This is a genomic window from Cryobacterium sp. Y50 (assembly GCF_002929805.1).
Classification (GTDB): domain Bacteria; phylum Actinomycetota; class Actinomycetes; order Actinomycetales; family Microbacteriaceae; genus Cryobacterium.
This window is the reverse complement of record NZ_PJJM01000085.1, coordinates 20985-43319: the sequence shown is the minus strand read 5'-3', so window position 1 is coordinate 43319 and position 22335 is coordinate 20985. Positions and strand designations below refer to the sequence as shown.

The 22335-nt window shown below is 64.5% G+C and carries 25 protein-coding genes and 7 pseudogenes; 14 read left to right on the top strand and 18 right to left on the bottom strand.

What is annotated here, in order from left to right:
* Positions 1 to 47: 47 nt before the first annotated feature.
* The 4 genes from CXY73_RS08330 to CXY73_RS08315 all read right to left on the bottom strand — a co-directional run bounded on the left by CXY73_RS08330 (position 48) and on the right by CXY73_RS08315 (position 2890).
* The gene (locus CXY73_RS08330; protein ID WP_233198215.1) at positions 48 to 1118 is read right to left on the bottom strand and encodes a substrate-binding domain-containing protein; all 1071 of its coding nucleotides are present in this window, start codon (positions 1116 to 1118) and stop codon (positions 48 to 50) included.
* 669 nt (positions 1119 to 1787) lie between these two features.
* Positions 1788 to 2024, bottom strand: coding sequence for a hypothetical protein (locus tag CXY73_RS21505; protein WP_146071691.1), 237 nt, complete (start codon positions 2022 to 2024; stop codon positions 1788 to 1790).
* 202 nt (positions 2025 to 2226) lie between these two features.
* Positions 2227 to 2493 (bottom strand): hypothetical protein, encoded by a 267-nt coding sequence (locus CXY73_RS08320; protein ID WP_104177431.1) that lies wholly within the window; start codon positions 2491 to 2493, stop codon positions 2227 to 2229.
* 49 nt (positions 2494 to 2542) lie between these two features.
* A complete protein-coding gene (locus CXY73_RS08315) occupies positions 2543 to 2890 on the bottom strand; it encodes a DUF3140 domain-containing protein (protein ID WP_104134604.1) in 348 nt (115 codons plus the stop codon).
* A gap of 204 nt (positions 2891 to 3094) precedes the next feature.
* Here CXY73_RS08315 and CXY73_RS08310 point away from each other — a divergent pair, with 204 nt between their 5' ends.
* Entirely contained in the window at positions 3095 to 3310 is a 216-nt protein-coding gene (locus tag CXY73_RS08310) for a DUF2945 domain-containing protein (protein WP_104177430.1), read from the top strand.
* A 632-nt stretch (positions 3311 to 3942) separates the two neighbouring features.
* Here CXY73_RS08310 and CXY73_RS08305 read toward each other — a convergent pair.
* Both CXY73_RS08305 and CXY73_RS08300 read right to left on the bottom strand, forming a co-directional pair.
* Positions 3943 to 4629 carry a cation transporter gene (locus CXY73_RS08305; RefSeq protein ID WP_104177429.1) on the bottom strand — a complete coding sequence of 229 codons (687 nt, stop codon included), beginning with the start codon at positions 4627 to 4629 and terminating at the stop codon, positions 3943 to 3945.
* Positions 4626 to 4979: a helix-turn-helix transcriptional regulator gene (locus CXY73_RS08300; RefSeq protein WP_104134606.1), complete on the bottom strand. Its 354-nt coding sequence runs from the start codon at positions 4977 to 4979 to the stop codon at positions 4626 to 4628. The genes CXY73_RS08305 and CXY73_RS08300 overlap by 4 nt, the downstream gene beginning before the upstream one ends.
* A 237-nt stretch (positions 4980 to 5216) precedes the next feature.
* Between CXY73_RS08300 and CXY73_RS08295 the strand changes: the two genes are divergently transcribed.
* Complete coding sequence (locus CXY73_RS08295) at positions 5217 to 5540, top strand: hypothetical protein (protein WP_104177428.1); 324 nt, start codon at positions 5217 to 5219, stop codon at positions 5538 to 5540.
* Positions 5444 to 6546, top strand: a pseudogene (locus CXY73_RS22700) (hypothetical protein). The gene CXY73_RS08295 and the pseudogene CXY73_RS22700 overlap by 97 nt, the downstream one beginning before the upstream one ends.
* Positions 6547 to 6996: 450 nt before the next feature.
* Here the strand turns inward: CXY73_RS22700 and CXY73_RS08280 are convergent.
* Positions 6997 to 8019: an arsenic resistance protein gene (locus tag CXY73_RS08280; protein ID WP_104134609.1), complete on the bottom strand. Its 1023-nt coding sequence runs from the start codon at positions 8017 to 8019 to the stop codon at positions 6997 to 6999.
* A gap of 353 nt (positions 8020 to 8372) precedes the next feature.
* Between CXY73_RS08280 and CXY73_RS08275 the strand changes: the two genes are divergently transcribed.
* From CXY73_RS08275 to CXY73_RS08260, 4 genes and pseudogenes are all read left to right on the top strand, one after another.
* The gene (locus tag CXY73_RS08275; protein WP_104177426.1) at positions 8373 to 8966 is read left to right on the top strand and encodes a DNA-processing protein DprA; all 594 of its coding nucleotides are present in this window, start codon (positions 8373 to 8375) and stop codon (positions 8964 to 8966) included.
* 4 nt (positions 8967 to 8970) lie between these two features.
* Complete coding sequence (locus tag CXY73_RS08270) at positions 8971 to 9210, top strand: hypothetical protein (RefSeq protein ID WP_104134611.1); 240 nt, start codon at positions 8971 to 8973, stop codon at positions 9208 to 9210.
* A 212-nt stretch (positions 9211 to 9422) separates the two neighbouring features.
* The gene (locus CXY73_RS08265; protein WP_104134612.1) at positions 9423 to 9623 is read left to right on the top strand and encodes a hypothetical protein; all 201 of its coding nucleotides are present in this window, start codon (positions 9423 to 9425) and stop codon (positions 9621 to 9623) included.
* Positions 9624 to 9631: 8 nt separating this feature from the next.
* Positions 9632 to 10212 (top strand): annotated as a pseudogene (locus tag CXY73_RS08260) (hypothetical protein).
* 20 nt (positions 10213 to 10232) lie between these two features.
* Here CXY73_RS08260 and CXY73_RS23540 read toward each other — a convergent pair.
* From CXY73_RS23540 to CXY73_RS08235, 8 genes and pseudogenes are all read right to left on the bottom strand, one after another.
* A pseudogene (locus CXY73_RS23540) lies at positions 10233 to 10433 on the bottom strand (carboxymuconolactone decarboxylase family protein); the annotation flags it as partial.
* Between the two features lie 180 nt (positions 10434 to 10613).
* A pseudogene (locus CXY73_RS23535) lies at positions 10614 to 10742 on the bottom strand (hypothetical protein); the annotation flags it as partial.
* Positions 10743 to 10910: 168 nt separating this feature from the next.
* Positions 10911 to 11144 carry a helix-turn-helix domain-containing protein gene (locus CXY73_RS23225; protein WP_255411373.1) on the bottom strand — a complete coding sequence of 78 codons (234 nt, stop codon included), beginning with the start codon at positions 11142 to 11144 and terminating at the stop codon, positions 10911 to 10913.
* Between the two features lie 114 nt (positions 11145 to 11258).
* A pseudogene (locus CXY73_RS23220) lies at positions 11259 to 11483 on the bottom strand (Crp/Fnr family transcriptional regulator); the annotation flags it as partial.
* Positions 11484 to 11495: 12 nt separating this feature from the next.
* Positions 11496 to 11699 carry a hypothetical protein gene (locus CXY73_RS22695; protein ID WP_233198213.1) on the bottom strand — a complete coding sequence of 68 codons (204 nt, stop codon included), beginning with the start codon at positions 11697 to 11699 and terminating at the stop codon, positions 11496 to 11498.
* The gene (locus CXY73_RS08245) at positions 11692 to 12153 is read right to left on the bottom strand and encodes a hypothetical protein (protein ID WP_233198212.1); all 462 of its coding nucleotides are present in this window, start codon (positions 12151 to 12153) and stop codon (positions 11692 to 11694) included. The genes CXY73_RS22695 and CXY73_RS08245 overlap by 8 nt, the downstream gene beginning before the upstream one ends.
* Before the next feature lie 176 nt (positions 12154 to 12329).
* Positions 12330 to 12632, bottom strand: coding sequence for a DUF427 domain-containing protein (locus CXY73_RS08240; protein ID WP_104134614.1), 303 nt, complete (start codon positions 12630 to 12632; stop codon positions 12330 to 12332).
* 99 nt (positions 12633 to 12731) lie between these two features.
* Positions 12732 to 13367, bottom strand: a complete 636-nt coding sequence (locus CXY73_RS08235; RefSeq protein ID WP_104177425.1) for a class I SAM-dependent methyltransferase — start codon at positions 13365 to 13367, stop codon at positions 12732 to 12734.
* Positions 13368 to 13455: 88 nt separating this feature from the next.
* Between CXY73_RS08235 and CXY73_RS08230 the strand changes: the two genes are divergently transcribed.
* Positions 13456 to 14889 (top strand): NAD(P)/FAD-dependent oxidoreductase, encoded by a 1434-nt coding sequence (locus CXY73_RS08230; RefSeq protein WP_104177424.1) that lies wholly within the window; start codon positions 13456 to 13458, stop codon positions 14887 to 14889.
* A 34-nt stretch (positions 14890 to 14923) separates the two neighbouring features.
* Here CXY73_RS08230 and CXY73_RS08225 read toward each other — a convergent pair whose 3' ends face one another.
* Positions 14924 to 15547, bottom strand: a complete 624-nt coding sequence (locus CXY73_RS08225; protein WP_104177423.1) for a CDP-alcohol phosphatidyltransferase family protein — start codon at positions 15545 to 15547, stop codon at positions 14924 to 14926.
* Positions 15540 to 16208, bottom strand: a complete 669-nt coding sequence (locus tag CXY73_RS08220) for a TVP38/TMEM64 family protein (protein WP_104177422.1) — start codon at positions 16206 to 16208, stop codon at positions 15540 to 15542. Before CXY73_RS08220 ends, CXY73_RS08225 begins: the two co-directional genes overlap by 8 nt.
* 213 nt (positions 16209 to 16421) lie before the next feature.
* Here CXY73_RS08220 and CXY73_RS08215 point away from each other — a divergent pair, with 213 nt between their 5' ends.
* The 4 genes and pseudogenes from CXY73_RS08215 (at position 16422) to CXY73_RS08195 (ending at position 20065) form a co-directional block, all read left to right on the top strand.
* Positions 16422 to 17702 carry an ABC transporter substrate-binding protein gene (locus tag CXY73_RS08215; RefSeq protein ID WP_199185312.1) on the top strand — a complete coding sequence of 427 codons (1281 nt, stop codon included), beginning with the start codon at positions 16422 to 16424 and terminating at the stop codon, positions 17700 to 17702.
* Positions 17665 to 18423, top strand: a pseudogene (locus CXY73_RS23530) (ABC transporter permease subunit); the annotation flags it as partial. The gene CXY73_RS08215 and the pseudogene CXY73_RS23530, both read left to right, overlap by 38 nt.
* Positions 18424 to 18833: 410 nt before the next feature.
* Complete coding sequence (locus CXY73_RS23525) at positions 18834 to 19016, top strand: hypothetical protein (protein WP_369831228.1); 183 nt, start codon at positions 18834 to 18836, stop codon at positions 19014 to 19016.
* Positions 19013 to 20065: pseudogene (locus tag CXY73_RS08195) on the top strand (ABC transporter ATP-binding protein). Before CXY73_RS23525 ends, CXY73_RS08195 begins: the two are co-directional and overlap by 4 nt.
* Before the next feature lie 36 nt (positions 20066 to 20101).
* Here the strand turns inward: CXY73_RS08195 and CXY73_RS08190 are convergent.
* On the bottom strand, positions 20102 to 20506 hold the full coding sequence (locus CXY73_RS08190) for a MerR family transcriptional regulator (protein ID WP_104177419.1): 405 nt from the start codon (positions 20504 to 20506) through the stop codon (positions 20102 to 20104).
* 54 nt (positions 20507 to 20560) lie between these two features.
* Between CXY73_RS08190 and CXY73_RS08185 the strand changes: the two genes are divergently transcribed.
* Positions 20561 to 20860, top strand: coding sequence for a thioredoxin family protein (locus tag CXY73_RS08185; RefSeq protein ID WP_104136979.1), 300 nt, complete (start codon positions 20561 to 20563; stop codon positions 20858 to 20860).
* On the top strand, positions 20857 to 22218 hold the full coding sequence (locus CXY73_RS08180; RefSeq protein ID WP_104136982.1) for an NAD(P)/FAD-dependent oxidoreductase: 1362 nt from the start codon (positions 20857 to 20859) through the stop codon (positions 22216 to 22218). Before CXY73_RS08185 ends, CXY73_RS08180 begins: the two co-directional genes overlap by 4 nt.
* Positions 22219 to 22335 lie beyond the last annotated feature (117 nt).

Genomic DNA, 22335 nt, shown 5'->3' with positions numbered 1-22335 from the left:
AGAGGGTCTAACGCGGTTACCACGTCTCCCACCGGCGGTCTGTTCGATTACTTGAAGTCGGGACCGTAGAACTTCGCGGGATCGTTGTCCGCGACGTTCTCGCCCGTGACGAGCACCGTGTCCTGGTACTGCAGTTCGGGAATGTCGGCTCCGTTGCCCTCGGCAATCTTCACCGCGTCCTGCACCGACATTTGCCCCATAAGGTACGGCTGCTGCGCCATCGTGGCCTGGGTGAGTCCGTCGGCGACCGCCGTGAACATCGTCGGGAAACCGTCGATACCCACGAAGATCAGACCCGTACGGCCCTCCTGCTGCGCAGCCTTGGCTGCGCCCAGAGCCATAGCGTCGCTTTCGCCAAAGATTGCCTTCAAATTAGGATTTGCGGTCAGGATATTCTGCGCGGCGGTGAATGCCTTAGTCTCGTCCCAACCGGCTGATTCCTGAGCGACAACGTTAACGTCGGGGTAATTGACCAGTGCGTTCGCGCAGCCTTCGCTGCGCTGCAACTCCGCGGTAGAGCCGAGCGGGCCTTGAAGGATCGCTATGTCGCCGGATCCGCCGAACTGGTCAAACATCCAGGTGCACAGCTTCTCGGCGGCGGCGACACTGTCGGTCGCAATGTAGGTGGCAAGTTTGCCGTTGCCAGACTCTGGCTTCTGGTCGACAGCAATTATCGGAATACCTGCGTCATTGGCCAGCTTGACGCCGGCTGCTGCTGACGTCGCATCCTGAGCGATGAAAATGATGACGTCGACTTGCTGGGTGATCAAATCCTGAACCTGATTGACCTGCTGACCGGAATTGTTATTGGCAGAGAGGGTGACGAGTTTATAGCCGGCCTCATCGGCAGCCTGCTCCATCCCGTCTACGGCTGCGACATAGAAAAGTGATTTTTGATCCGCGACTGCGATCCCAATCGTTTTTCCATTACCGCTGCCGTCTCCTGCGACGTCGGCCGGGGCGACAGTCGCACTGCAGCCGGTGAAGAGCAAGGCGACCGACAACGCGGCTGCCGAAGCCACCATAACTGTCGGTCGAAATTTGATGCTGTGCATGAGTTTCTCCTTTGAAACAGACTTTTGCAGGAATGCATATTTATTCAAATGGCGATCGTTCATTCCATTCAGTACGAGTTTCGCACGACCGTGGAAGGGTGTCAAGAACCTCCATTGACGCGGCCCGGTCTGCTGCGACAATCCCGAACCATCGCTTTCACTGTGATCGGCTGGCACCAATAGCCAGCCCCTCTCTGCGTCACCGCCACCACCACCGCCGCATCCGCGTCGATCTAATCCACGAACCCGATTCCGATAGGCCGGCAATGAACGAGACCACAGCGGCAGAAAGGGCAACCAGTGTCGGTCCCTACATGCAGAACCAAGCCACCGCCTGCTTCGCAAGGCAGACTTTGTCCGCCATAGCGACGCCGGCATACCGCTGCTTTTAGTCGCAGCCGACGATGATCGTAAGATTCGTTTCGGGCGATATCGCCCCACGTCTCCGTCTATCTCGACCGAAGTCACTGGGTAGGATGCTCGTTCGATGCGTGTGAGGGGGGACCGAAGGACTTCAAATATCTGCACGACAGTTCAGAAAATATGACCAAAACCCGCTCTAAGACCGGTCATGGTAGCAAAAAACTCGACTTGACCGAGAGTTTTACAGCTGGGGCAGCTGGACTTGAACCAAGAACAAATAATGCTGAAGTTGGTAGCCATGGCGTACCTAGTACCCCGTGTTGAAACGGACTGATTGTGCCAATTGGGGATCGTCGAAGCTGACGTCGGTCACGTTATTCCTGACGCCGTCGCTTCGAAGTGGATATCCTTCGCGGGCCGGCGGAGGGCGAAAACCTCGAGGAGGACGCCACCTTTGAGGACGAAGGCTCCGGCAAAGGGAGAAGCCGCGATTCGAGTGAGCATGCTCTCCAACGGGTAGAGGCGCGCCAGTTCATCGACGTTCCGACCTTGCGCGCGTGCCAGCCTCTGGATCGGCAGGGAGGTCGAGGATACGCCGGCGGTCACAGCAGAATCTCCAACGCCGAGCGAATTGCCGGGAGCGTTTTGGGGAAGCTCTTCGCCATGCTGAGCAACTCCGATGACTAAAATCCTGGCCGGCACAGCCAGCGCTTGAGTGCTTCGTTTGCCTGTTCGGGGCCGTTCATGTCTCGTGTTCGGAAGGCGTCGATGATTGTTCGTTCGGCACCGTATAAACCAATTCGGACGCTCATGCGGAGGCCTGATCGGAATTGACCGATGACGCAACGGCAACGGATGCTGCAACAGATGCGGCGATCGAGGCTGTCGCTGGCACTTCGGCCGCGACCACATCGGCGAGGCTCGACGGGGTCGAATCATTCAGGCGCAGGTTGATGCCGCTGAGATCCTCGTAGAGTCGCGCCAGGCTCACCTGCCCGGCGCCGTCACCGTATTGGGCACGGGTGCGGTGGTAGAGCTGTTCCACCAGGCTGCTGAGTTCGGCGGGAACGCCCACCGACTGGGCCAGGTCGGTGGAGAGACCAAGGTCCCGCGGTAGCGGGGCGCTAAACTTTCTTCAGCGGATCATTTCCCCAATTCATCAGGGAGTAGCGCCAGCGCGAGTGCTCGACATCCGAATCCGGTTTCTGTGCCGTGTGTCGCTTCACGTAGCCGACCACCTTGTGCATATGTTCGATATCGGACACGGTCAGATCGCCCTTCTTCGTTCCAAGAATCGTCACGATCCTGCGTCCGGACCGATGCCCGATGGATTCCCCGCTACCATCGTCTTTCTGTCCGACCTCCTTGGATTGGTCTGTGTCGAGCCACGACGAGATCTCACTGGCGGTCATCGTGACCGCGCTTTTCCAGTCGTCCCAGATCGCATCGACATCGTTCGCTTTAGCTGCCATAACTCAATCATCCTGGTGATGATTCACATTGACAAGAGTGCGTGTTGGCTCAGTAGCGTGATCTGAAAATTCACGAAAGGCCTCAGTAAAAGGAGCATTCTTGGGCCCGTGCACATCCGATACCCGCGCATCGGACGAACTGTCGGCGGGTTGATAGTTGACTCCCCACTAGTACCTGGACACAGCCGTCCGTAGGCTGCGAACATGACAGATTTCAGCAAAGGCGACCGGGTGATTTGGGCAACAGCTCAGGGGCGAACACAGGGGGAAGTCGTCGACAAGAAGACGAGCGACTTTGACTTCGCGGGCACAACGTTTCACGCCTCGAAAGATGACCCAAAATATATCGTGAAGTCCGAGAAGACGGATGCGGAAGCCGCGCACAAGGCAAGTGCCCTGCGCAAGCTGTCACCACGATAGAACAACTGGTAATCGAACAAACAGGCACTTCTATCTCACTGCCGGTACCTTCAGTTGGCACTGCATGAAGGGTGGCGAGGCTGGGCCGGGCTCCCCAACGAGGAGCGCGTGGTCGAGTACGGCGCTCGCTCGCAACGTCAACAAAGTGGGCCTCGGCTCGCCGCAGCTGCGCGGTCAACGGCCCGAAGGCATCCGGGTAGATGACCGTGTCAGCCTGACCCGACGAGAGACCCTGCGTGCGTACCAGCGCCACCCACCGGTCGTGATGTGCGGTCGCCGCCAAGGTCTCGAACGCCGCCGCGAGCTGCGCCACCGATCCCTACGTTTTCTGCTCCACCGCGGGAATCGCCGCCGCGTTAGTCGCCATCGCCGCAGCCAAGTTCGGCCCAAAAGTCGGTGGCGCAGCGACGGTGCTCCGCCAGGAAATGACCGTCCTGACCGGGGCGCTGCGTGCGGCGCACCACCGGTCTAGTGTGTGTGACCGCGCCCACTGTCGATGACCTCGATCGTGCTGTGGCGTCGATCGAGCAGGTCGCCATCCAAGCATCCTGTGAAACGCGGCGCCTCATGGGTCAGCAGGCGTAGGCGTTCACGGCGGCGGCCCTGCCGTTGTGTCGGAGCGTGTGAGTGGTTTAGCTGCAGTCTTCGTGCTCGACCTGGCGTTCCCCAGTCAGAGCAGACACGGGTACTTTGCAGGCGTCGCCCCGCCACGCCTCGAGGCCTTCCCTGACGGCGAAGACCACGATCACGAGGGCTGCGACCGAGTCCGCCCACGCCCAACCGAAAAGGGTATTCAGCAGCAGCCCGATTAGCAAGGCTGCGGAGAGATAGGAGCAGATCAGAGTTTGCTTCGAGTCGGCGACCGCCGAGGCTGAGCCCAACTCCCGACCGGCGCGACGTTCGGCGAAGCTCAGAAAGGGCATCACTAGAAGACTGACCGCGGCCAGCACAATGCCGACCGTGCTGTGTTCCGCTTCTTGAACACCGAATAAGGACAGCCCGGCATCGACGGTCACGTACGCGGCGAGAGTGAAGAACGCCCACGCAATGACTCGCAGCGCGGTCTTCTCCCGCTTCTCCGGATCGGGGGCTGCGAACTGCCATGCCACCGCGGCCGCGGAGAGGACCTCAACGATGGAGTCGAGGCCAAAACCGATGAGAGCTGCTGAGGACGCCACACTTCCCGCCGCGATCGCAATGATCGCTTCGATGACGTTGTAGGCAATAGTCACCGCGACGATCCACCGAATCCGGCGACGGAGAATCTGCGTTCGGTCAAGCTGAATTTCAACGACTCGGTCGTCAGCGGAGAGGCTCATTCGTCGGTCACGCAGCACAGTGGCACGTCGCAGGCCTCATCGACGCAGCCGAGACCGTCGTCGACGGCGAGCACGACATTCACTAGGGCGACTAGCGCCTTCGTCACGTGGGGATCCGCGATCTCATAGCGAGTCGAGCGGCCTTCCGGAACGGCGGCCACGATTCCGCAGCCTCTCAGGCAGGACAGATGGTTAGACACGTTCGACCGCGACAAGTGCAGCTCCCGAGCCAACGCACCCGGATATCCCGGGCCATCGAGCAGGGACAGCAAGATTCGCGACCTGGTGGGATCGGCCATTGCTCGGCCCAACCGGTTCATCACGTCCACCCGAGAAACAATAGTCAGCATGCGCTGACATTACATCGAACGCTGACTAATTACCACCGGTCGTTTACGGCTAATCTTCTGGTTCCGTAGCCTTATAAGCGCGTTATCCATGAGCGGCGAGCGCAGCCTCGATTTATTGCTGGGTCGGAATTTCGGCCAGGCCATTCGGCGTCAGATAGATCTGGCAGGCGACGTCGCTCGTGCGACCGTCCGTGGGGAAGAGGTCAACACCGTCAACAAGGAGCTGAGGCCGACGCGGTGCTCGGCCTGATCGACCGAAGCGGAGCATCCGCTGCGTTCGATCACCCGCAGCCACGGGACTTCGACGATGCGACGATCGATGCTGCCCTCGAGAATGGGTACACCTACGACCGCATCCCGGCCGGCAGGACCGGCCACACCATCGAGCACTACGGCTTTCTGTACGCGCTGACCTACAGCGGGACGTACCGGTTCGTTTCTCTGTTGCGGTGGCAACCGCTTGAATCTGTAGTGGAGTCGGTGCGGCCGATGCCGCGTTGCGACGATCTCTGGGCCGCCCCGCGCACAACGCGCATGGCCGAGCGCACGATCACGCTGTGAAAGACACCGCAGTAACCGAGCGTAAGCATACGGCCGAGCGGGATGAAGCACGATCGGGCGCCTACCTGCCCAAAGTTGGCGAGGCTGTGCCCGCACAACTGCGCACGCCCGGAAAGACTAAAACTCCCCAAACACCAGGACACGACAGCGGTGCTGTCAGGCCACTACCCGTTTCTCGCCGGGGCCGGACTCGGCTCGGCCGGCGTCTTCGTCGAGCAAGACCTCTAATCCGGTGAATCCTTCATCTACGACTCGTGGATGCTCTACCAACGAGGCCTGATCACCGCTCCGAACATCGTGCTGGTCGGAATCGTCGGCTCCAGTAGGTCCACGTTGGCGAAGTCTCTCTACGCCCGCTCGCTCCCCTTTGGGCGGCGTGTGTATGTTCCGGGCGATCCGAAGGGCGAGCACACTGCCGTGGCCGAGGCCGTCGGCGGCTAGGCGATCGTTCTCGGCCACGGACTGCGCAACCGGCTCAATCCCCTCGACGAAGGCCACCGGGCAGCATCCGTTTCGGACACCGAATGGTCGGCGCAGCTGGCTGCCCGGCGACGCGATCTGATCGGCTCCCTTACCGAAACCGCGCGCGATCGATCCCTCAGTCCGCTCGAGCACACGGCGATCGACCTCGCCCTGGCCGATGCCGTTCGCAGCGCCGAAGTGCCCATCCTGCCCATGGTGGTCGATTGCATGCTCTCCCCCAACTCCGAGGATGACGAGGACCGCCTGACCGAAGTCGAGCGGCTCGTCGGCCCTGCGCGCACTCGCCTCGTCGCTGCTGGCGAACGCCGAAACGTGCATCGTCTACCGGTAAGAACCGGACCAACTCGGATCCACCGCGAGTGCGCTCGGACTCAGCCGAACCGAGCAGAAATTGCTGCCAGCACTCGGTACCGGTCAGGATCTTTGGCACATCGAAGATCGCAGCTTTGTCGTGCAGCATCAACTGCACCCCGACGAGCTGGTGACTTTTGATAGGACGCCGCGGATGACGGCAGGGCAATAGCTGCGCCACTTGTTCCGGATGCTACACCGAGCAGCGCGGCAAACCCAGGCTAATTCGACTTATTGGAGCGTGACTCAGTTCGGTGACTCGTGGCCGCGATTGTGAGGCACACGCCGCCGGAGATGGCGAGACCGACGCCCACCCACCAGTCATCCGCTTGGGACTGCCACGCTGAAATGAGGCTAAATATAGCCATCACGGCTAACATCCCTCCGAGTATCCATAGGACGAGCCTGAGCGGGCGCGGGACAGTTCCATTCATCTGTTAGACCTTTCAGTTCGCAATAGCCAGTGGCGGCAGTCGCGTCACTTCAGAAATGCATCAATTCTCATCTTCAACAAGCTCAGCAACGTCAAAATCGTCAGCTACTCCCCCACACACGTTCGCGGCCTTCGACATGACGGCGCGTTTACTGTCGGACGCTCGCGATTCTGAGCTGATACGACAAATCACGGCTCGCGTACAGGGGGTCGTAAGTTGAACAGCATCTTCGTGCCGGAAAATTTTGTCGCTTGGGTGCGGATGAGGCGTGGGATCAGGCGAACGAAGACAACCATGATCATTAGCTCAACCAAAGTCTGAGTGACGACGACGAGTGGGGCAAAGTCGAACGCGACCGGCAAGGCCAGAACGAGCGGCAGGACGACGAGAGAGTTTCGGGTGACGCCGCTGAACACGATCGCCCGCCGTCCCGGCACGTCGATGCGTGCCATTCGGCCGGCGACGGCTCCGATCGGCACCATTGCGGCAGCGAACAGTACGTAGACGGGGATAGCAAGGAGCAGCGCGGCCAGCTTTTGCCCGACGCCGGTGATCTGCGACGCCACCACGACGGCGAGGGTGAGCATCATTAGCGGTACCATCGCCCCCAGCACGACGTCCTGCACGATCCGCCCGACACGGGTCTGGGCGGCGGCGAGCTGCGTCAACCCGGCCGCTGTGAAGGGTAGGGCGATCAAGAGCAGGAACGCGTCGACGAACGGTGCAAGGTCGACGGACTGTACAAATTCAGCCCCGACGAACAACCACAGATAGAGCGGGAGTAGCAGCATCTGGGCGAGCATGAGCAGCGGGGCGGCGGCGAGGAGGCGGTCCTTGGCGCCGCCGGCGATGCCGGTGAACACGATGACGTAATCCACGCACGGAGTCAGCAGCACGAACAGCACCCCGATCAGCACCACCTGGTCGTGGGCGACGATCCGAGATAGCAGGAACACGACGACCGGGACAGCCACGAAGTTGACCACAAGGATTGTGGTTAGAAACCGCCAATCGCGAAATGCTCGCCCGATCTTCGCGAACGGTACCCCCAGAAACGTCGCGTAGAGCAGAAGGCCGAGAACGGGGTTGATCGCGATCTCCGCCGGGTGCGCAAGTTCGGGAGCCAGAAGGCCGATCCCGACGCCGGCCGCGAGCGCGGCAAGGTATAGCGGCACCTGCTGCCGCTCCATCCACTCAACGCCCGTTCGCACACTCCCATCCTGTCAGGCTTGGTCGGGATCGCAGGCGCACCTTGTATTCAGTATCGAGGAGGCCTGGCCATGAATGCGCAGCGAGAAGCGAGGATGACACTCGCAGCGCTGTCCGAGCCCGGCGACACCGTCACGGGAGCCTTGGCCGCTCGGCTCGGCTCGGCTCGGCTCGACTCGACGGAGACCGTGCAGCTGATCACCTCGGGCGTGCGACTACCCAACGGCATCGACCCCGCCGAAGGCGAGCTGTGGCGACGACGGCTGGCCCCGCGCATCAACCCCGGTCAGATCGACCGGATCGTGGCCGACATGGAGCGTCACGACCTGCGGATGCTGACACCAGATGACATCGATTGGCCCGGCGAACTGCAGCAACTCGGCACGAGCGCGCCTCAGAACTCGCCTCCCAAGGCCGAACGATCATCTCCGGCGGCGCCTACGGCATCGACGAATCAGCACACCGAGCAGCCATCATGTCCTTCCCCGGTTCGACGATCGCCGTGCTCGCCACCGGCCTTGACCGCCTCTACCCAACCGGCCACGAGCAACTCTTCGAACGCATCGAACAGAGCGGCGGCCTGCTCGTCAGCGAATTCCCGCCGGGCTCCGCTCCCACTCGGTGGCGCTTCCTCCAACGAAACCGGATGCTCGCGGCCCTGTCCGGCGCGACGGTCGTCGTCGAGGCAGGCCATCGATCCGGCTCACTGAACGTCGCCGGGCAGGCCCACGCCTTGGGTCGACCTGTCGCCGCCGTACCCGGACCGGTGACGAGCCCGGCGAGCGCCGGCTGCCATCGCCTCATTCAGGAGGGGATCGCAAGCCTCGTCGCAGATGCGCAGGACGTGACCGACCTCCTGAATTCCACGGCTTGCTTCTCCGGAGATCGGACGTTCGCATACTCGGTCACGAGACGGTTCAGCCGCACCGGTCCGGACCTGAAATTCTAAGCGGATGAGCACCCAACGACCGCCGGCCGCGCTCGGCGACGAGCTGTCCAACCTCGGAATCGGACTTCTGATGTGTGCGGCAGTGTGGGCCCTGCTGCTTCGCGCTGCGGGTACCGTCGCGGCCTGGGCGACCAGGATTGCGCAACCGGCCGGCGGTCCGGAGTCTGGGCTCGCCGTGCTTCTCGATCCAGGAAACCCGTCGATGGTGCTGCAGGCACCGGGTTTGAACCCTTTTGCATACTGAGTGACGGCGATCGTGCTGGAGAGCCTGGCATCCACTGCAGCATTCTGGTTGTAGCGCATGTTTCGAGGCTTAGCACCCAAGGTTGACCCCGACCGCATCGCCGGTATCGCGACCCGGGCTGAGGTCATCCGTGCCGCGTCGCATTCGGCCATCATGAAGCGGGCGGCGCATCTTCGGCCGCCAAGGGCGACAGCTTCAGTACCGAGGGCTACGTGCACCCATACCAGATCGAGCACAACGGCGAGACAATCGAACGAAAACAGTTCGTGCCAAAAAAGATCGGCCACGACCTCGCCCACACTAATTACGAAGTCGACCGTGCACGCCACGCACCGGTGGGCGCCGAGCACGACACCCCGGCAACGCATGAGGCGGGGCCCACCCGCGCCGGTGCATCCGTTCTCGGGCTGTGAGGTCGGCGATGTCACAGTCCCGAGTCGAGTGTGCATACCGCGATCACGATGACACGTTCCGAGAGAATTCGTTGGACGATCTCGACGGGCCACTCGTGGCGGAGCCACCGAATCCGATCAACTGGAACCTGCTCAGCGCCGACAACGCCGAGACCGAATGGATCCAACTCAACCGCTGGGTGAACTGGCTGCGACGCACCTACGGGCTGCCGGAATCCGTCGTTCCACCGTTCTGGCACCGGCACCCCGAACTCGTCTGGGAACTCAGCGCGCTGCACCTGCACTGGCTCGGCGCCTACGATCCCGACCAGCTCGGCTCAGCCCCGCTCGGCTGGCACCGTGACTTCGCGGATGCCCGCCAGCACCTCCGCGACTGGGTGGCAGTCTCAAGGACCCGACTGGAACGCGACCGGCCCACTCGGCAGACTGCTGGCCAGGTGAATTGCCTGCCGACACGGTGGAAGACGTCGTCATCGGTGATCGTGACGAGGGCTTTGTGCAGTTCGCTTCCTGCCAGGTGTCGTCGGTGACGGTGCCGGTGTGTACAGCCGCTTCCCGCACCAACTGGGTCAACGCGGACAACTTCTGATCAAAGTCGACGGCGCCGGCCCGGATGGCTGTGCTCTGCTCCATGGACTGTCCGGCCTGACGCCCAGACAGGGTGTGCGCCGCCTGGCAGTAATCGCACCCATTTTCGTTGCCCACGGCCAGGGCAATGGTCTCTCGGCTGCGGGCGTCGAAGGTTCCGTGCGCGGCGATGGTCTCGGAGATGCCGTTGTGGGCGCCGATCACGGCGGGAGCGCGAGCCATTCCGGCGTGGATGTTAAGCAGCTTACCGACCTTCTTTTCCAGCTTGACGGCGATCTCGCGCGAGTTTTCGGGGGCGTTGGCGACTGTGTAGGCGGGACTGCGGGGCATAGCGACTCCTTGTGTCGTTATTTGTGTGTCGAGAAATTTTGAGCGGGCGCGCCTGGTTCTTCGCGGTGTGGCTCAGGTGTGTTCGTCGTCGATGCGGATGCCGCTGGCCAGGTCAAACGCAACCATGGCCTTGATCCGCCACGCCAGCGGGGAGGGCAAGGGGTAGGACCACGCTGCGTTGGTCAGGAGCTGCTCGTCGGCTGTGACGCGATACTAACGGGCGATCCCCTTCCAATAACAGAGGGTGCGCAGCCAACTCTTCTCGATCGCCGGGGCCGTGACCGACTCCCGGGGGGAAGTAGTGGTTGCCCTCCAGGTAGATCGGTTTCGCTGAGCGCGCGAGGACAGTGCCATGGTAACTGGCGGTGATCATGTCGTCCTCCTGGCGATGGTCTGTAAGGCTGCGGTGTCCTGGATGATGATGCGTCCCCGGCCTTGCCGGATCAGGTTGCGGACGGCTAACTCGGCCATGGTCTTGCTGGTCGCCTCCCGGGTCGCGCCGAGCAGGCCGGCGAGTTGTTCAGGGGTGAGTGTGACGACCGCTGCGTGGCCGAACCGGGGTGGGGGCGCTGCCGCCGCGAGTTTGACCAGAGTGCTCGCCACCCGGGCCACCAGGGGGCGCAAGGCAAGGTCGGTCAGGCGCTTCTCGAGCCGGACGACCTGTTCGCCCAGCAGTCGGGAGATTCGAACGGCAATGCGCGGGTCGGACAGGAGGAACCGTTCGACCTCGGCAACGCTGAGCTGGCAGATCGCCGAGTCTTCGATGGCTTCGGCATAGTTGTCGTACATCCGCTGGCCGACCAGCAGCATCTCCCCAAATACAGCTCCGGGTTCGACGATGGCCATGGTCAACGCCTTGCCGTCCTCGGTGACCTGGAAGACACGAACCCGACCCACCTTGACGATGAACAGGGTGGTAATCGGCTGGCTCTGCGAGAAGACGAGGTCGCCAGCCTAAAACATCCGGGCCGGCGCCATGAGGTCCATGGCCGCGATTTCGGCCGTACTCAGGTCCGCAAACAGGTCAACCTCGGTGAGGCAGCTGAACGGTTCTGCGGGTCCAAGCATCAACGGGTTAGCCTCTCGTACGTGCGGTGCCCACGGGCGCCGGTCCCCGGATGGAGTGGCGATCAGGTCGACTCCGCAGCTTTCATTCATGCCGACCTTTGAGCACACCAACGGCCGTGAGTCCTAGAATAGTCCCGTAGATCAGGTGCCCCATCAGGGAGAGGACGCTGGTCATGTCGACGCTGAACATCGGCATACCCAGCATCAGGGGCATCATCACCAGAGGTCCGAGAACCCACCAGATGGCACCGTAGACCAGCCCGACGAGGACGCCGCGGCCGGACCCGGTAAGCAGCCAGTTGCCGAATAGCACGGTCAGACCCAGGCCGATCACGATCGAGATCATCAGGTGCATCGCGAAGCCGACCCAGGCGGACGAAGACCCGACCATCGATGCAATGACGGGCAGCATGCCCATCAGTGCCATCATCATGCCGAAGACCACGCCGCCGGCCAGCCCGCCAACCACGCCGGCCAGGATGCGCCGGCCCAACGGGGCAGCGACGGTGCGGGGATGTTGTGCGCCAGTGTTGGAAGCGGACATTGAAGTAAACCTTTTTTCCCTAGCGAAATGTACCTCTAGCCAGAAAGCTAAGCGCCTGGCCGCCTCGAGTTCTGCGATCTGGGACACACAACCCCCGTGTTTTTTTCAGCCTCGTGTCCGAACATGCCGCACCCCTGCTGGAGGGAATGCGGCCTGCCTGACACAACGAACCGGTGTTATTCGGTGACCTGGACGTCCTTCCAGAACGCGACGTAGTTGCTGTAGTCCCGGCCGACCCGAGCGAAGGACTCCGGATAGGGAGTGGGGTAGCTGAAGGCGCGGTCCTGCAACACGCTTCCACCGTCCTTCACACCGAAATACTGGCAGTCGCCCTTCCACGCGCAGGTATACGGTGTCGCGCTGGTGACCAGCAGGTCGGAGTTGACGCTTTGGGGCGGGAAATACCAGTTGCCTTCGATTTTGATGAGCTGGTCCTGGGGTGCTTCGGCGAGCACCGTGCCGTTGAGTACTGCCTTCATGGGAGTAAACCTTTCGTCCGCGAAATATCTATCCACGAACTGTAGATCTTCCCTGCGCGGAGTTCTGCGATCTGGAACAGATAATCCCCAATTCGTCGTTTACGGGATCGTGGCCGCCACTACCTGGATGTGGCCGCCCCGCACGGATTCGTGCTGCACCTGCACGCCCTCACGCTCCAGAACGGTCCACGGCCACGCCGCCAGGTCGGCACCGCCGACCGCTGCGGCCAGCCGCACGAGCGGCGAGAACACGCGGGCGCGGCCCACGGGCAGCTGCATGTCGACGATGCCGGCGCGGCCCCCGGGCGAAAGTAACGCCCGCATCCGGTCCCAGGCCGGGTGCCAGTCGTCGAAGACGCTCATCGCGTAGCTCGAGAAAACAGCGTCGACGTGCCCGCCCGACGCTGCCGGCAGCTCCTTCGCGACGACACTCGGGTTGAAGGTGGTGGCATCCGCTTTGATCAGGCGAACGGATGTCCACCCGTTGGCTTCCACGCGGCGGCGGGCTATCTCGAGCATTTCCGGGCTGCGGTCGAGCCCGATGACGGTGCCCGAGGGCCCGGCGGCGTCGACGAGCAGGGCCAGGTTCAGCCCGGTGCCGCAGCCGAGGTCCAACACCGTGTCGCCGGCACGCAGCGCCAGCAGCGCCACACCCAATTCTCGGCCGGCTCGGTAGACGCAGCGTTCTCCGGAGAGCGCGTCGTAGAACTTGGCCGCGGCCTCGTAGACGTTCATTATGGTGCAGACCTAGCCTTTCGTTCCGGTCAGCCTAATCAGCCTCGGCGTCCTTCGACGCACCCGGTTACCGTCTACGCTCGCAGTCATGAGCGAAACGAACGAATGGGACCTGGTCGTCATCGGGGGCGGGACGGCCGGCCTCGTCGCCAGCCGCACCGCGGCCAGCTTCGGATCGAGCGCGCTCCTGATCGAAGACAACCGTCTCGGCGGGGATTGCCTGTGGACCGGCTGCGTGCCCTCCAAGTCCTTGATCGCTGCCGCGGATGCCGCCACGACGGCTCGATCCTCAGCTCGCCTCGGAGTGAGCGCGAGCCACGTCGTCGTCGACTTCGCCCAGGTTATGGCGCACGTACACGACGCGATGCACGAAATCGCCCCGGTTGATTCCGCGGAGTCGCTCGAGCGGGACAACATCGAGGTGGTGCTCGGCCGGGCACGCTTCACCGGCCCCGACACCGTCGACGTTAACGGCCGCGAACTCCGGTTTCGGCAGGCCCTGATCGCCACCGGCGCCACACCTGCCCTGCCGGTCATCCCCGGAACCGACGCGGTCGATCTACTGACCAGCGAAACATTCTGGGACCTGCGTACCCTCCCCGAGCGGCTCGTGGTGCTCGGCGGCGGCGCGATCGGCTGTGAGATCGCCCAGGCGATGGCCCGGCTCGGCTCGGCCGTGACGCTCGTTCACCGCGGGCCACGCATCCTGTCCAAGGAAGACGAACGGGCCAGCACCATCATCCAGGCCGCGCTCCTCGCGGACGGCGTCGACGTGCGCACAACTTCCACGGTGACCGGGGTTTCCTCGGCCGACCGCCGCTCGGGCACGCTCACCCTCAGCGACGGAAGTACCCTTGCGTTCGACCGAGTGCTCGCGGCTCTGGGCCGCCGCTCGAACACGACCGGACTAGACCTGCAGCGGGTGGGGGTGCGACTCGATTCCTACGGCAACGTCCTGGTCAGCTCTCGGCTGCGCACCTCCAACCCGCGCATCTGGGCTGCCGGAGACGTGACCGGGCTGCCGCAGTTCACCCACACCGCCGGGGTAAACGCCAGCGTCGCCGCGACCAACGCGATCCTCGGCCTGACCCGCAGCTTCGACACTGCGGCGATCCCCCGGGTCACGTTCACCCACCCCGAGGTGGGCGCCGTCGGCCTGCAAACCCAGGATGCCGCAACCCGGGGCTACCGCATCGTCACCCGCGACCACCAGCACGTCGACCGAGCCGTGACGGAGGCACAAACGGATGGTTACACGCAGCTGGTCGTCGACAAGCGCGGTCGGGTGCTCGGCGGCACCGTGGTCGGTCCCCGAGCCGGGGAGACCCTCGGCGAGATCTCTCTGGCGGTGAAGAACCGGCTCACCACGAGTGATATAGCCGGCACCACCCACGCCTACCCCACCTACAACGACGGTCTCTGGAATGTGGCCGTGGCCGATGTGCGCCACCGACTGGGCTCCGGCCTCGTTCTCACGGCGACCCGCACTCTACGGCGGCTGCGGAGCGCTCGTCTGCGCTGATCGTCAGGAGTGAGCTCGAGAGCGAGGCTGGGCGTCAGCGTAGCGCCCGATAGCCGGCGAACATCCGCTGTACCGCGCTGATGCCCACGAAAACGGCCCAGACCACCGCTATCTGCCAGGCGACGAACGGGAAGATCAGCCACAGGCTGTGCACGATGATAGTCTCCGTGCCCGCAGCGATGCGGCCGAGAAACGACAGAGAGCGCCCGTCATCGATCTGGCGGTTGGTGCGTTCGGCGATCGAGGAGAACGCTAGAAACGCGCCGCCGTTGAGGTAATACCCGACAAGGACGAGCACGAACGGCCACCACGGGGCGTCGAATCCCGCGGTGGCCCCTACACCGACCCCGAAGACGGTGAAGCCGTCGACGGTGAAATCGGCGACGATGTCGAGGAAACCGCCGGCTTCGCTGTGGCCGGTCTCGCCGTCCGCGGCGTCAGCGCGTTCCCGTCGCAACCGGGCCAGGGAGCCGTCGAAGCCGTCGAAGACGCGGGAGACCAACCAGAGCGCGAGCGAGACCCACCATAGCTGGGCGGCCGCCGTCGCCGCGCTGCCGAGGCCCAGGACCAGACCGGCGATGGTCAGCCGGTCGGGCGTGATCCAGGCACGGTCGAACGCCAGCGCGGCGAGCGCCCGGCGCAGGGAGGTGTCAAACATCCGCTTCGTCCCCGGGAACAGCAGAAGTCCCGGCCTGCGGTACCTCGTCGGCCGCCCGGGTGGTGCGACGTGCCCGGTTGGCGAAGAACAGCCCGATCACTGTCAGGCCGCCGAGAACGCCAACGGCGAGCCAGAACGGCCAGCCCAATTCGAAGCCGTAGGCCCCGATGGCGACATAGGCCAGGGTGCCCGGGATGATTCCCAGGGCCGTGCCGATCGCGTAGTCGCCGCGTCGTACCGCGGTCAGGCCGGCGGTGTAGTTGATGACAGTGAACGGCAGCACGGGAATGAGCCGGGCGCCGATGACCGTGGCGAGTCCCTGACGACGGAGCAGTGCGTCGACGCGGGCCACCCGGGCGCCCGTGAACCGTTCGACCGCGTCGCGGCCGAGCGAGCGCCCGATCACGAAGGCGAGCGTCGCCCCGAGCAGGGCGCCAAGGTAGACGAGAAGCGCTCCGCCAGCGAACCCCCAGGTCAGCCCGGCGGCCATGCTGAGCACGTTCTTCGGCATGGGCGTGAGGGTGAGGGCCGCATAGCCCAGGACGAAGAAGAGGACCCCCACGGTTCCGGCGCTGGCGGCGGCGGCCCGAATCTGATCGACGCTGGGCACCGGCACCACGATTCCTACCACGATCACCGCAACGATGAAGATTGCGAGCACGACGAGGCGCCACAGTGCTCTCCGGCGGCCCGTCAGTGAGGCCGAAACGGAGGCCGGAGTACTCCCGGGGTCTTCCCTGTGGCTGCTTAACTGGTCCTCCCGGTGGAATAGATGCTTTCTTCCGCGGCTTACCCGAGTCGAGCAGCATCGGTCGCTCTTCGTGATTCAACCGGTCACTGCCCGATCCTGTTCCGCTCGAATGGAGACAAACCGATGCATCTCGCCCTGACCCCGCGCCGCCGTCGGGGTTCCCGCCGAGCCCGAGCCGGCATGCTCGTGGGCCTCGGCACTGCCGCGGCCCTCACGCTAAGCGCGTGCGCCGCTCCCGCCCCCGAGGGTACCCGCAGCACGTTCGGCAGCTGGGCCGACGTCGTCAGTGCGGCCCAGGGCCAGACCGTCAGACTGTGGATGTACGGCGGTGACACGCAGGCTAACGCCTACATCGACGAGGTGCTCGCCCCGGCCGTGGCCGCCGAGGGCGTCACCCTGGAGCGGGTGCCAGTGACCGACACGAGGGACGCGCTCAACCGGGTTCTCTCCGAGCGGCAGGCCGGGAGTACCGACGACGGCACGGTCGATCTGGTGTGGGTGAACGGCGACAATTTTCGCACGGGGAAGGAAGCCGGGGCGTGGCTATGCGACTGGACGGGCCTGATGCCCAACCTGGCTCTGACCAGAGCTGACGACCCGCTCCTCACCAACGATTTCGGTACCCCCGTGGACGGCTGCGAGGCCCCGTGGTGCAAAGCCCAGTTCACCTTCGTCTACAACTCCGACGTCATAGTGGACCCGCCGACCACGCTGGAGGGCGTCCTCGAGTGGTCCCGGGCGTATCCGGGTCGTTTCACCTACCCGGCGCCGCCGGACTTCACCGGATCCGTTTTCACCCGCGAGGTTCTCTACAGCGTCTCCGGCGGGTACGAGAACGTTCCCGTCGTGTTCGATCAGGCCGCCTACGACGCGTTGACGCCGGCCCTGTTCGACCGGCTGAGCGATCTGGCACCGTCGCTCTGGCGGCAGGGCAGCACCTACCCGGCGAACGAACAGGAACTGGGCAAGCTCTTCGCCGACCGTCAGATCGACCTGACCATGACCTACGGCCCGGCCACCCTGACCGACCTCGTCGAGGACGGCACCTTCCCGCCGGGGACCCGGGTGCTCACGCTGGAGGAGGGGACCGTGGTTAACGCCAGTTTCCTCAGTATCCCCGCTAACGCAGCATCGTCAGCCGGCGCCATGGTCGTCACCAACGTCGCCCTGTCGGTGGAGCAGCAGCTGGCGAAGGCGAACCCGACGACGTGGGGCCAGTTCACGGTGCTCGACCGGGACGCCCTCACCCCAGAGGAGGACCGGGCGAAGTTCGACTCATTGCCGTCCTCCCCCGTGGTGCCGCCGTACGACGTGCTCTCGAGGAACGCCAACCCCGAGCTGGCGGCGGCCTGGGTGCCCCTGCTCGATGAGGGCTGGCTCACCTCCGTGCTCGCCGGCAAATAGCCGCCGAGTCAGTCCGATGACACCGACCACACGCGGCACGCCGAGCAGGGAAGCGACGTCGAAGCGCAGGGCACGGATGCGCAGCGCCTTCCTGGTGTTGCCTGCTATGGTCCCGGCCGTGTTCGTGGTCGTCGGCGGGGTCGGCGCGGCCGCGCTGCAGAGCCTGGGGCTCACGCCGCTGGTCGGACCCGTGCGGCTCAGCCTCGATGCCTACACCGGTCAGGCCAACGAGCTGATCCGTGCACTCGGACTCTCCCTGGCCATCGCGCTGGCCTCAACCGTGATCGCCGCGCTCGTGGGAATGGCAACGGCGCTTCTAATCGTCGACGGTCAGTGGTGCGGCCGCATCGTGGCGGCGACCAGCGCCGCCACGGTGACCATCCCGCACCTGATCGGGGCCGCTGCCGTGGGAATGCTTCTGGCCGACTCCGGCCTGCTCACCCGGGTGCTCGGCGTGCCGGCAGAGCTCTGGCCGGCCCTGGTCGGCGACCCCTGGTGGATAGCCGTGGTCGCCGAGTACGCGTGGAAGGAATCGGCCTTCATCGGACTGGTTGTCGCCGGAACACTGATCACCCGCGTCGCCCGCTTCGATGAGACGGCAGCGATGCTGGGCGCGGGACGCTGGCCGAGGTTTCGCTTCGTGATGTTGCCGCTGGCCCTGCCTGCCTTGGCCATCTCGTCGACGATCGTGTTCGTGTACACACTGGGCTCCTACGAGGTGGCCTGGCTTCTCGGGCGCACGTACCCGGAGCCCCNGCCCTCATCGCACTCGCTCGACGCCGGTGTGATGTTCTATTCGCCATGCTGCGAGACGGCACCCTCTACGAAACTGAACACCAACTCGCTGCTTGACAAAAACATAGGGGCACCCCCCCCGGAGGCCGGCCTGGTGCTGGTCCTGGTCGTGATGGCGATATCCCGTACACGACCTTCACGATGCGGGTCGCGTATGCCGCCCACGACATCCGTTACGAGGAAGAGGCCCGTACGCTGGGGGCCTCCCGCTGGAGCGTTCTTTGGCGGGTGCACGTGCCTCTGGTCGCACCGGCCCTGGCCCGCGCGGCGTTCCTCGCCTTCCTCGTCGGCTGGAGCGACTACGTGGTCACGGTCGTGGTCGGCGGGGGCGAGATCGTGACGTTGCCGCTCGTGACCGAGGCGCTGGCCGCGGGCCTCGACAACGATGCGGCGGTCGCGATCCTGTCGCTGTCGGCCATCGTCCCGCCCCTGGCCCTGCTCACCCTGGTCGGATTCGCGGGCCCCCGGCCCCACTGCACGACCAACCTGCCCACCCCCGATGTTGGAGAACCAGAATGAGTGCCGATGTGTCCCTCCGCGAGGTGTCCAAGTCCTTCGGAGCCGCCCAGACCCCGGCTCTGATCGGGGTCACCCTCGACGTCCCTGCCGGCTCGTGCACGGCGATCCTCGGTCCGAGTGGGTCCGGCAAGAGCACCATCCTGCGGTTGATCGCCGGGCTGGAGCAGGTCAGCGCCGGCAGTGTGCTCGTCAACGGGGCCGATGTCGCCGGGGTCCCCGCGGAGAAACGTGGAATCGGCCTGGTCTTCTAACGCCCGCTGCTGTTCCCGCACCTGAACGTGCTCGACAATGTCGCCTTCTCCCGGAGGGTGAAGGGTGCAACCCGCGCCGAATCCCGGCGCCACGCCGGGCACTACCTCGACCTGGTGCAGCTGGGCGACTTCGGCGCCCGGTCGGTGCAGGCGCTGTCGGGCGGACAGGAGCAGCGCGTGGCCATTGCCCGCGCCCTCGCCGCGGCACCCGGCGTGCTGCTGCTGGATGAGCCGTTCAGCACCCTCGATCCGGCGCTGCGGGAGGACATGCACCAGCTGCTCGAGGACATCCGTCGCGCGCTATCCCCCACGATCATCCTGGTCACCCACGACCGTGACGAGGCCGCTGCGGTCGCCGACCGGATCGCCGTCGTCCAGGGCGGCGAGCTGCTCCAGCACGACTCCGTGGACCGCCTCTACAACCGCCCGGCCTCTATTCGCGTGTCCCGGTTGATGGGCGGACTCGACGAAATCACGGGCACCGTGCAGGGAAGCGTCCATGTGTCGCCGCTCGGTCGCGTCCCTATCTCGCCGGGCACGCCCGACGGTCCCGGAGTGCTCGTGATCTGCCATGAGGCGATCAAGGTCTCCCCGTGCACCGAGGAGACGGCGCCATCGACCGGGGTGATCGGGCGCGTCACTCGGGTGCGCCGATTCGGGCCCCGGCGGATGGTCAGCGTTACATTCGACGACGCACTCGTGCTGCAGGCCGCGCTGCCGCCGGGTGACGCGGTGCGCGACGGATGCCGCGTAGCGCTCGCTTTACCTCTCTCCGCGGTCTCTGTCGTGCCCGTGTGAAGTAAGGGGCCCGAGTGAATCCGCTGCCTGGGCTGCCTAGGACTGACCGTGGGCGATGATGTGGCAGACACTGCCGACATCGCAGTCGGCCGGGTTGAGGTCCTTGCTGGCGCTGAGGAGGTGGTGCAGCTCCGTCTCAAGGAGCACGAGTTCTTCTTGCCGCCGGTGCACGTCCTCAAGCTTGGTGGCGAGGAGAGTTGAGACGTGGTCACAAGGCACATGACCCGCTTGCCGGACGGTGATGATGCTGCCAATTTCGGCCAGCGTCAGGGCGGTCGTCTGGGCGGAACGGATGAACTTCAGGCGAGAAAGCGCCGCTTCGTCGTACTGGCGGTAGCCGTTCCGATCACGCGCGGCGCGGGACAACAGGCCGCGGCGTTCGTAGAACCGAATGGTTTGGGCGGTCACGCCGCTCGCAATAGCGAGGTCCCTAATTTGCATACTTCCATTTCACCACTTGACCTTGCAGCGCGGTGCAATGCTTACCGTGAAGGCATGGATATTTCATTGCAGTACTTCGACGGTTGCCCGAACTGGACGATCGCGGCCGAGCGGCTCGCGGTGATCGCAGCAGAACGCCCCGGCGTCATCGTGAGCCGGCAGCTGGTCGAGAGCCCGGAGGACGCGGAGGCGATCGGATTCCGGGGGTCGCCGAGCATCCTGGTCGACGGACGGGACCTCTTTCCGGACCCATCGGCCGCGGTGGGACTCGCCTGCCGCATTTATGCCACCCCCTCCGGGTTCGCCGGCGCCCCGACGCTGGCACAACTGCGCGAAGCGATCAGCGCAGCATGAGCGGCACGAGCGAGGAATACGACCTGTTCGTCATCGGCGCCGGAATGGCCGGCACCACGGCTGCCAACCGGTGCGCCGCACAGGGGTGGCGTACGGGCATCGTCGATGCCCTGCCCTACGGGGGCACGTGTGCGCTGCGCGGGTGCGATCCGAAGAAGATCCTCCGCCGTGGCGCGGAAGTAATCGATGATGCTCACCTGATGCAGGGCAAGGGCATCAGCAAGAACGAGCTCACGCTGGACTGGCCGGCACTCATGCGCCACAAGCGGGGCTTCACCGATGGTGTGCCCCGCGGCATGGAAGACGAACTCGTGCGAAACGGCGTGACAACCTTTCACGGCACCGCCCGATTCACGGGACCCCATCAGCTCGAGCTCGACGGGGTACAGCACCAGGCGAAGCGGTTCCTGATCGCCACCGGCGCTCGGCCGCGCCCGCTCACATTCCCCGGCCACGAACACCTGATCGACAGCACCGACTTTCTCAACCTCGATGCGCTGCCCGGACGGATCGTGTTCGTCGGCGGCGGGTTCGTCTCTTTCGAGTTCGCGCACATCGCGGCCCGAGCGGGTGTGGACTGCGTCATCATCGATCACGGCGACCGCCCGCTGCGCGCGTTCGACCCCGACCTCGTCGACCTGGTCGTGCGCCGGAGTGAGCAAGCAGGGATCCGTGTACGCCGCACCAGCTCGGTCATCGGCGTAACACGCACGGCAGCGGGGCTCCAGGTGGCGGTGGAGCAGTCCGGCGTCACGATGATGATCGATACCGACCTGGTGGTGCACGGTGCCGGCCGGGTCCCCGACCTCGACGGCCTGAATCTTGCTGCTGCGGACATTGCCTGGGGCCCGCGAGGTATCGACGTTTTTGGGCACCTGCAAAGCCGGAGTAATCCGTCGGTCTTCGCCGCCGGCGACGCGGCCGACACCCGCGGAGCGCGCCTCACCCCCGTGGCAGTGTTCGAGGGCAAGGTGGCAGCATCCAACATGCTTAAGGGCACCACAACCGTGCCCGACTACACCGGCGTGCCCACTACCGTCTTCACGATCCCGGAGCTGAACCGCGTCGGCATGCTCGAGCACGAAGCGCACCGCGACGGCCGCGACGTGACAGTCCGCTACAACGACACCAGCGGTTGGTACGCCAATTACCGAGTCGGCGAGAGAACCGCGGCAACGAAGGTCATCATCGATACGGCTACCGATCAGATCCTCGGAGCACACCTGCTCGGCCCAGGCTACGCGGAACTGATCAACACCTTCGGCCTCGCCATCAAGCTCGGCCTGACCACTCGACAGTTGAAATCGGTGACCGCAACCTACCCCTCGGTCGGATCCGACCTCGGCTCCATGCTCTGACCCAAAGTGCCCGTGAACACCGGCGACGCGGTCACGCCTGTGTTGTTGTGCGAGCCCGCGTCTGCCGCACCTTGGTGAGGCCGCTCGGCCGGGCCACGACGCTCCGTGCCGCGCCGC

Excerpts from the sequence above, each read along its gene's own strand:
- CXY73_RS08330 (WP_233198215.1), bottom strand. The coding sequence starts at position 1,118 with ATGAACGATCGCCATTTGAATAAATATGCATTCCTGCAAAAGTCTGTT.
- CXY73_RS08315 (WP_104134604.1), bottom strand. The coding sequence starts at position 2,890 with ATGGCAGCTAAAGCGAACGATGTCGATGCGATCTGGGACGACTGGAAA.
- CXY73_RS08310 (WP_104177430.1), top strand. The coding sequence starts at position 3,095 with ATGACAGATTTCAGCAAAGGCGACCGGGTGATTTGGGCAACAGCTCAG.
- CXY73_RS08305 (WP_104177429.1), bottom strand. The coding sequence starts at position 4,629 with ATGAGCCTCTCCGCTGACGACCGAGTCGTTGAAATTCAGCTTGACCGA.
- CXY73_RS08300 (WP_104134606.1), bottom strand. The coding sequence starts at position 4,979 with ATGCTGACTATTGTTTCTCGGGTGGACGTGATGAACCGGTTGGGCCGA.
- CXY73_RS08270 (WP_104134611.1), top strand. The coding sequence starts at position 8,971 with ATGAGCACCCAACGACCGCCGGCCGCGCTCGGCGACGAGCTGTCCAAC.
- CXY73_RS22695 (WP_233198213.1), bottom strand. The coding sequence starts at position 11,699 with ATGAATGAAAGCTGCGGAGTCGACCTGATCGCCACTCCATCCGGGGAC.
- CXY73_RS08245 (WP_233198212.1), bottom strand. The coding sequence starts at position 12,153 with ATGTCCGCTTCCAACACTGGCGCACAACATCCCCGCACCGTCGCTGCC.
- CXY73_RS08240 (WP_104134614.1), bottom strand. The coding sequence starts at position 12,632 with ATGAAGGCAGTACTCAACGGCACGGTGCTCGCCGAAGCACCCCAGGAC.
- CXY73_RS08235 (WP_104177425.1), bottom strand. The coding sequence starts at position 13,367 with ATGAACGTCTACGAGGCCGCGGCCAAGTTCTACGACGCGCTCTCCGGA.
- CXY73_RS08230 (WP_104177424.1), top strand. The coding sequence starts at position 13,456 with ATGAGCGAAACGAACGAATGGGACCTGGTCGTCATCGGGGGCGGGACG.
- CXY73_RS08225 (WP_104177423.1), bottom strand. The coding sequence starts at position 15,547 with ATGTTTGACACCTCCCTGCGCCGGGCGCTCGCCGCGCTGGCGTTCGAC.
- CXY73_RS08215 (WP_199185312.1), top strand. The coding sequence starts at position 16,422 with ATGCATCTCGCCCTGACCCCGCGCCGCCGTCGGGGTTCCCGCCGAGCC.
- CXY73_RS08190 (WP_104177419.1), bottom strand. The coding sequence starts at position 20,506 with ATGCAAATTAGGGACCTCGCTATTGCGAGCGGCGTGACCGCCCAAACC.
- CXY73_RS08185 (WP_104136979.1), top strand. The coding sequence starts at position 20,561 with ATGGATATTTCATTGCAGTACTTCGACGGTTGCCCGAACTGGACGATC.
- CXY73_RS08180 (WP_104136982.1), top strand. The coding sequence starts at position 20,857 with ATGAGCGGCACGAGCGAGGAATACGACCTGTTCGTCATCGGCGCCGGA.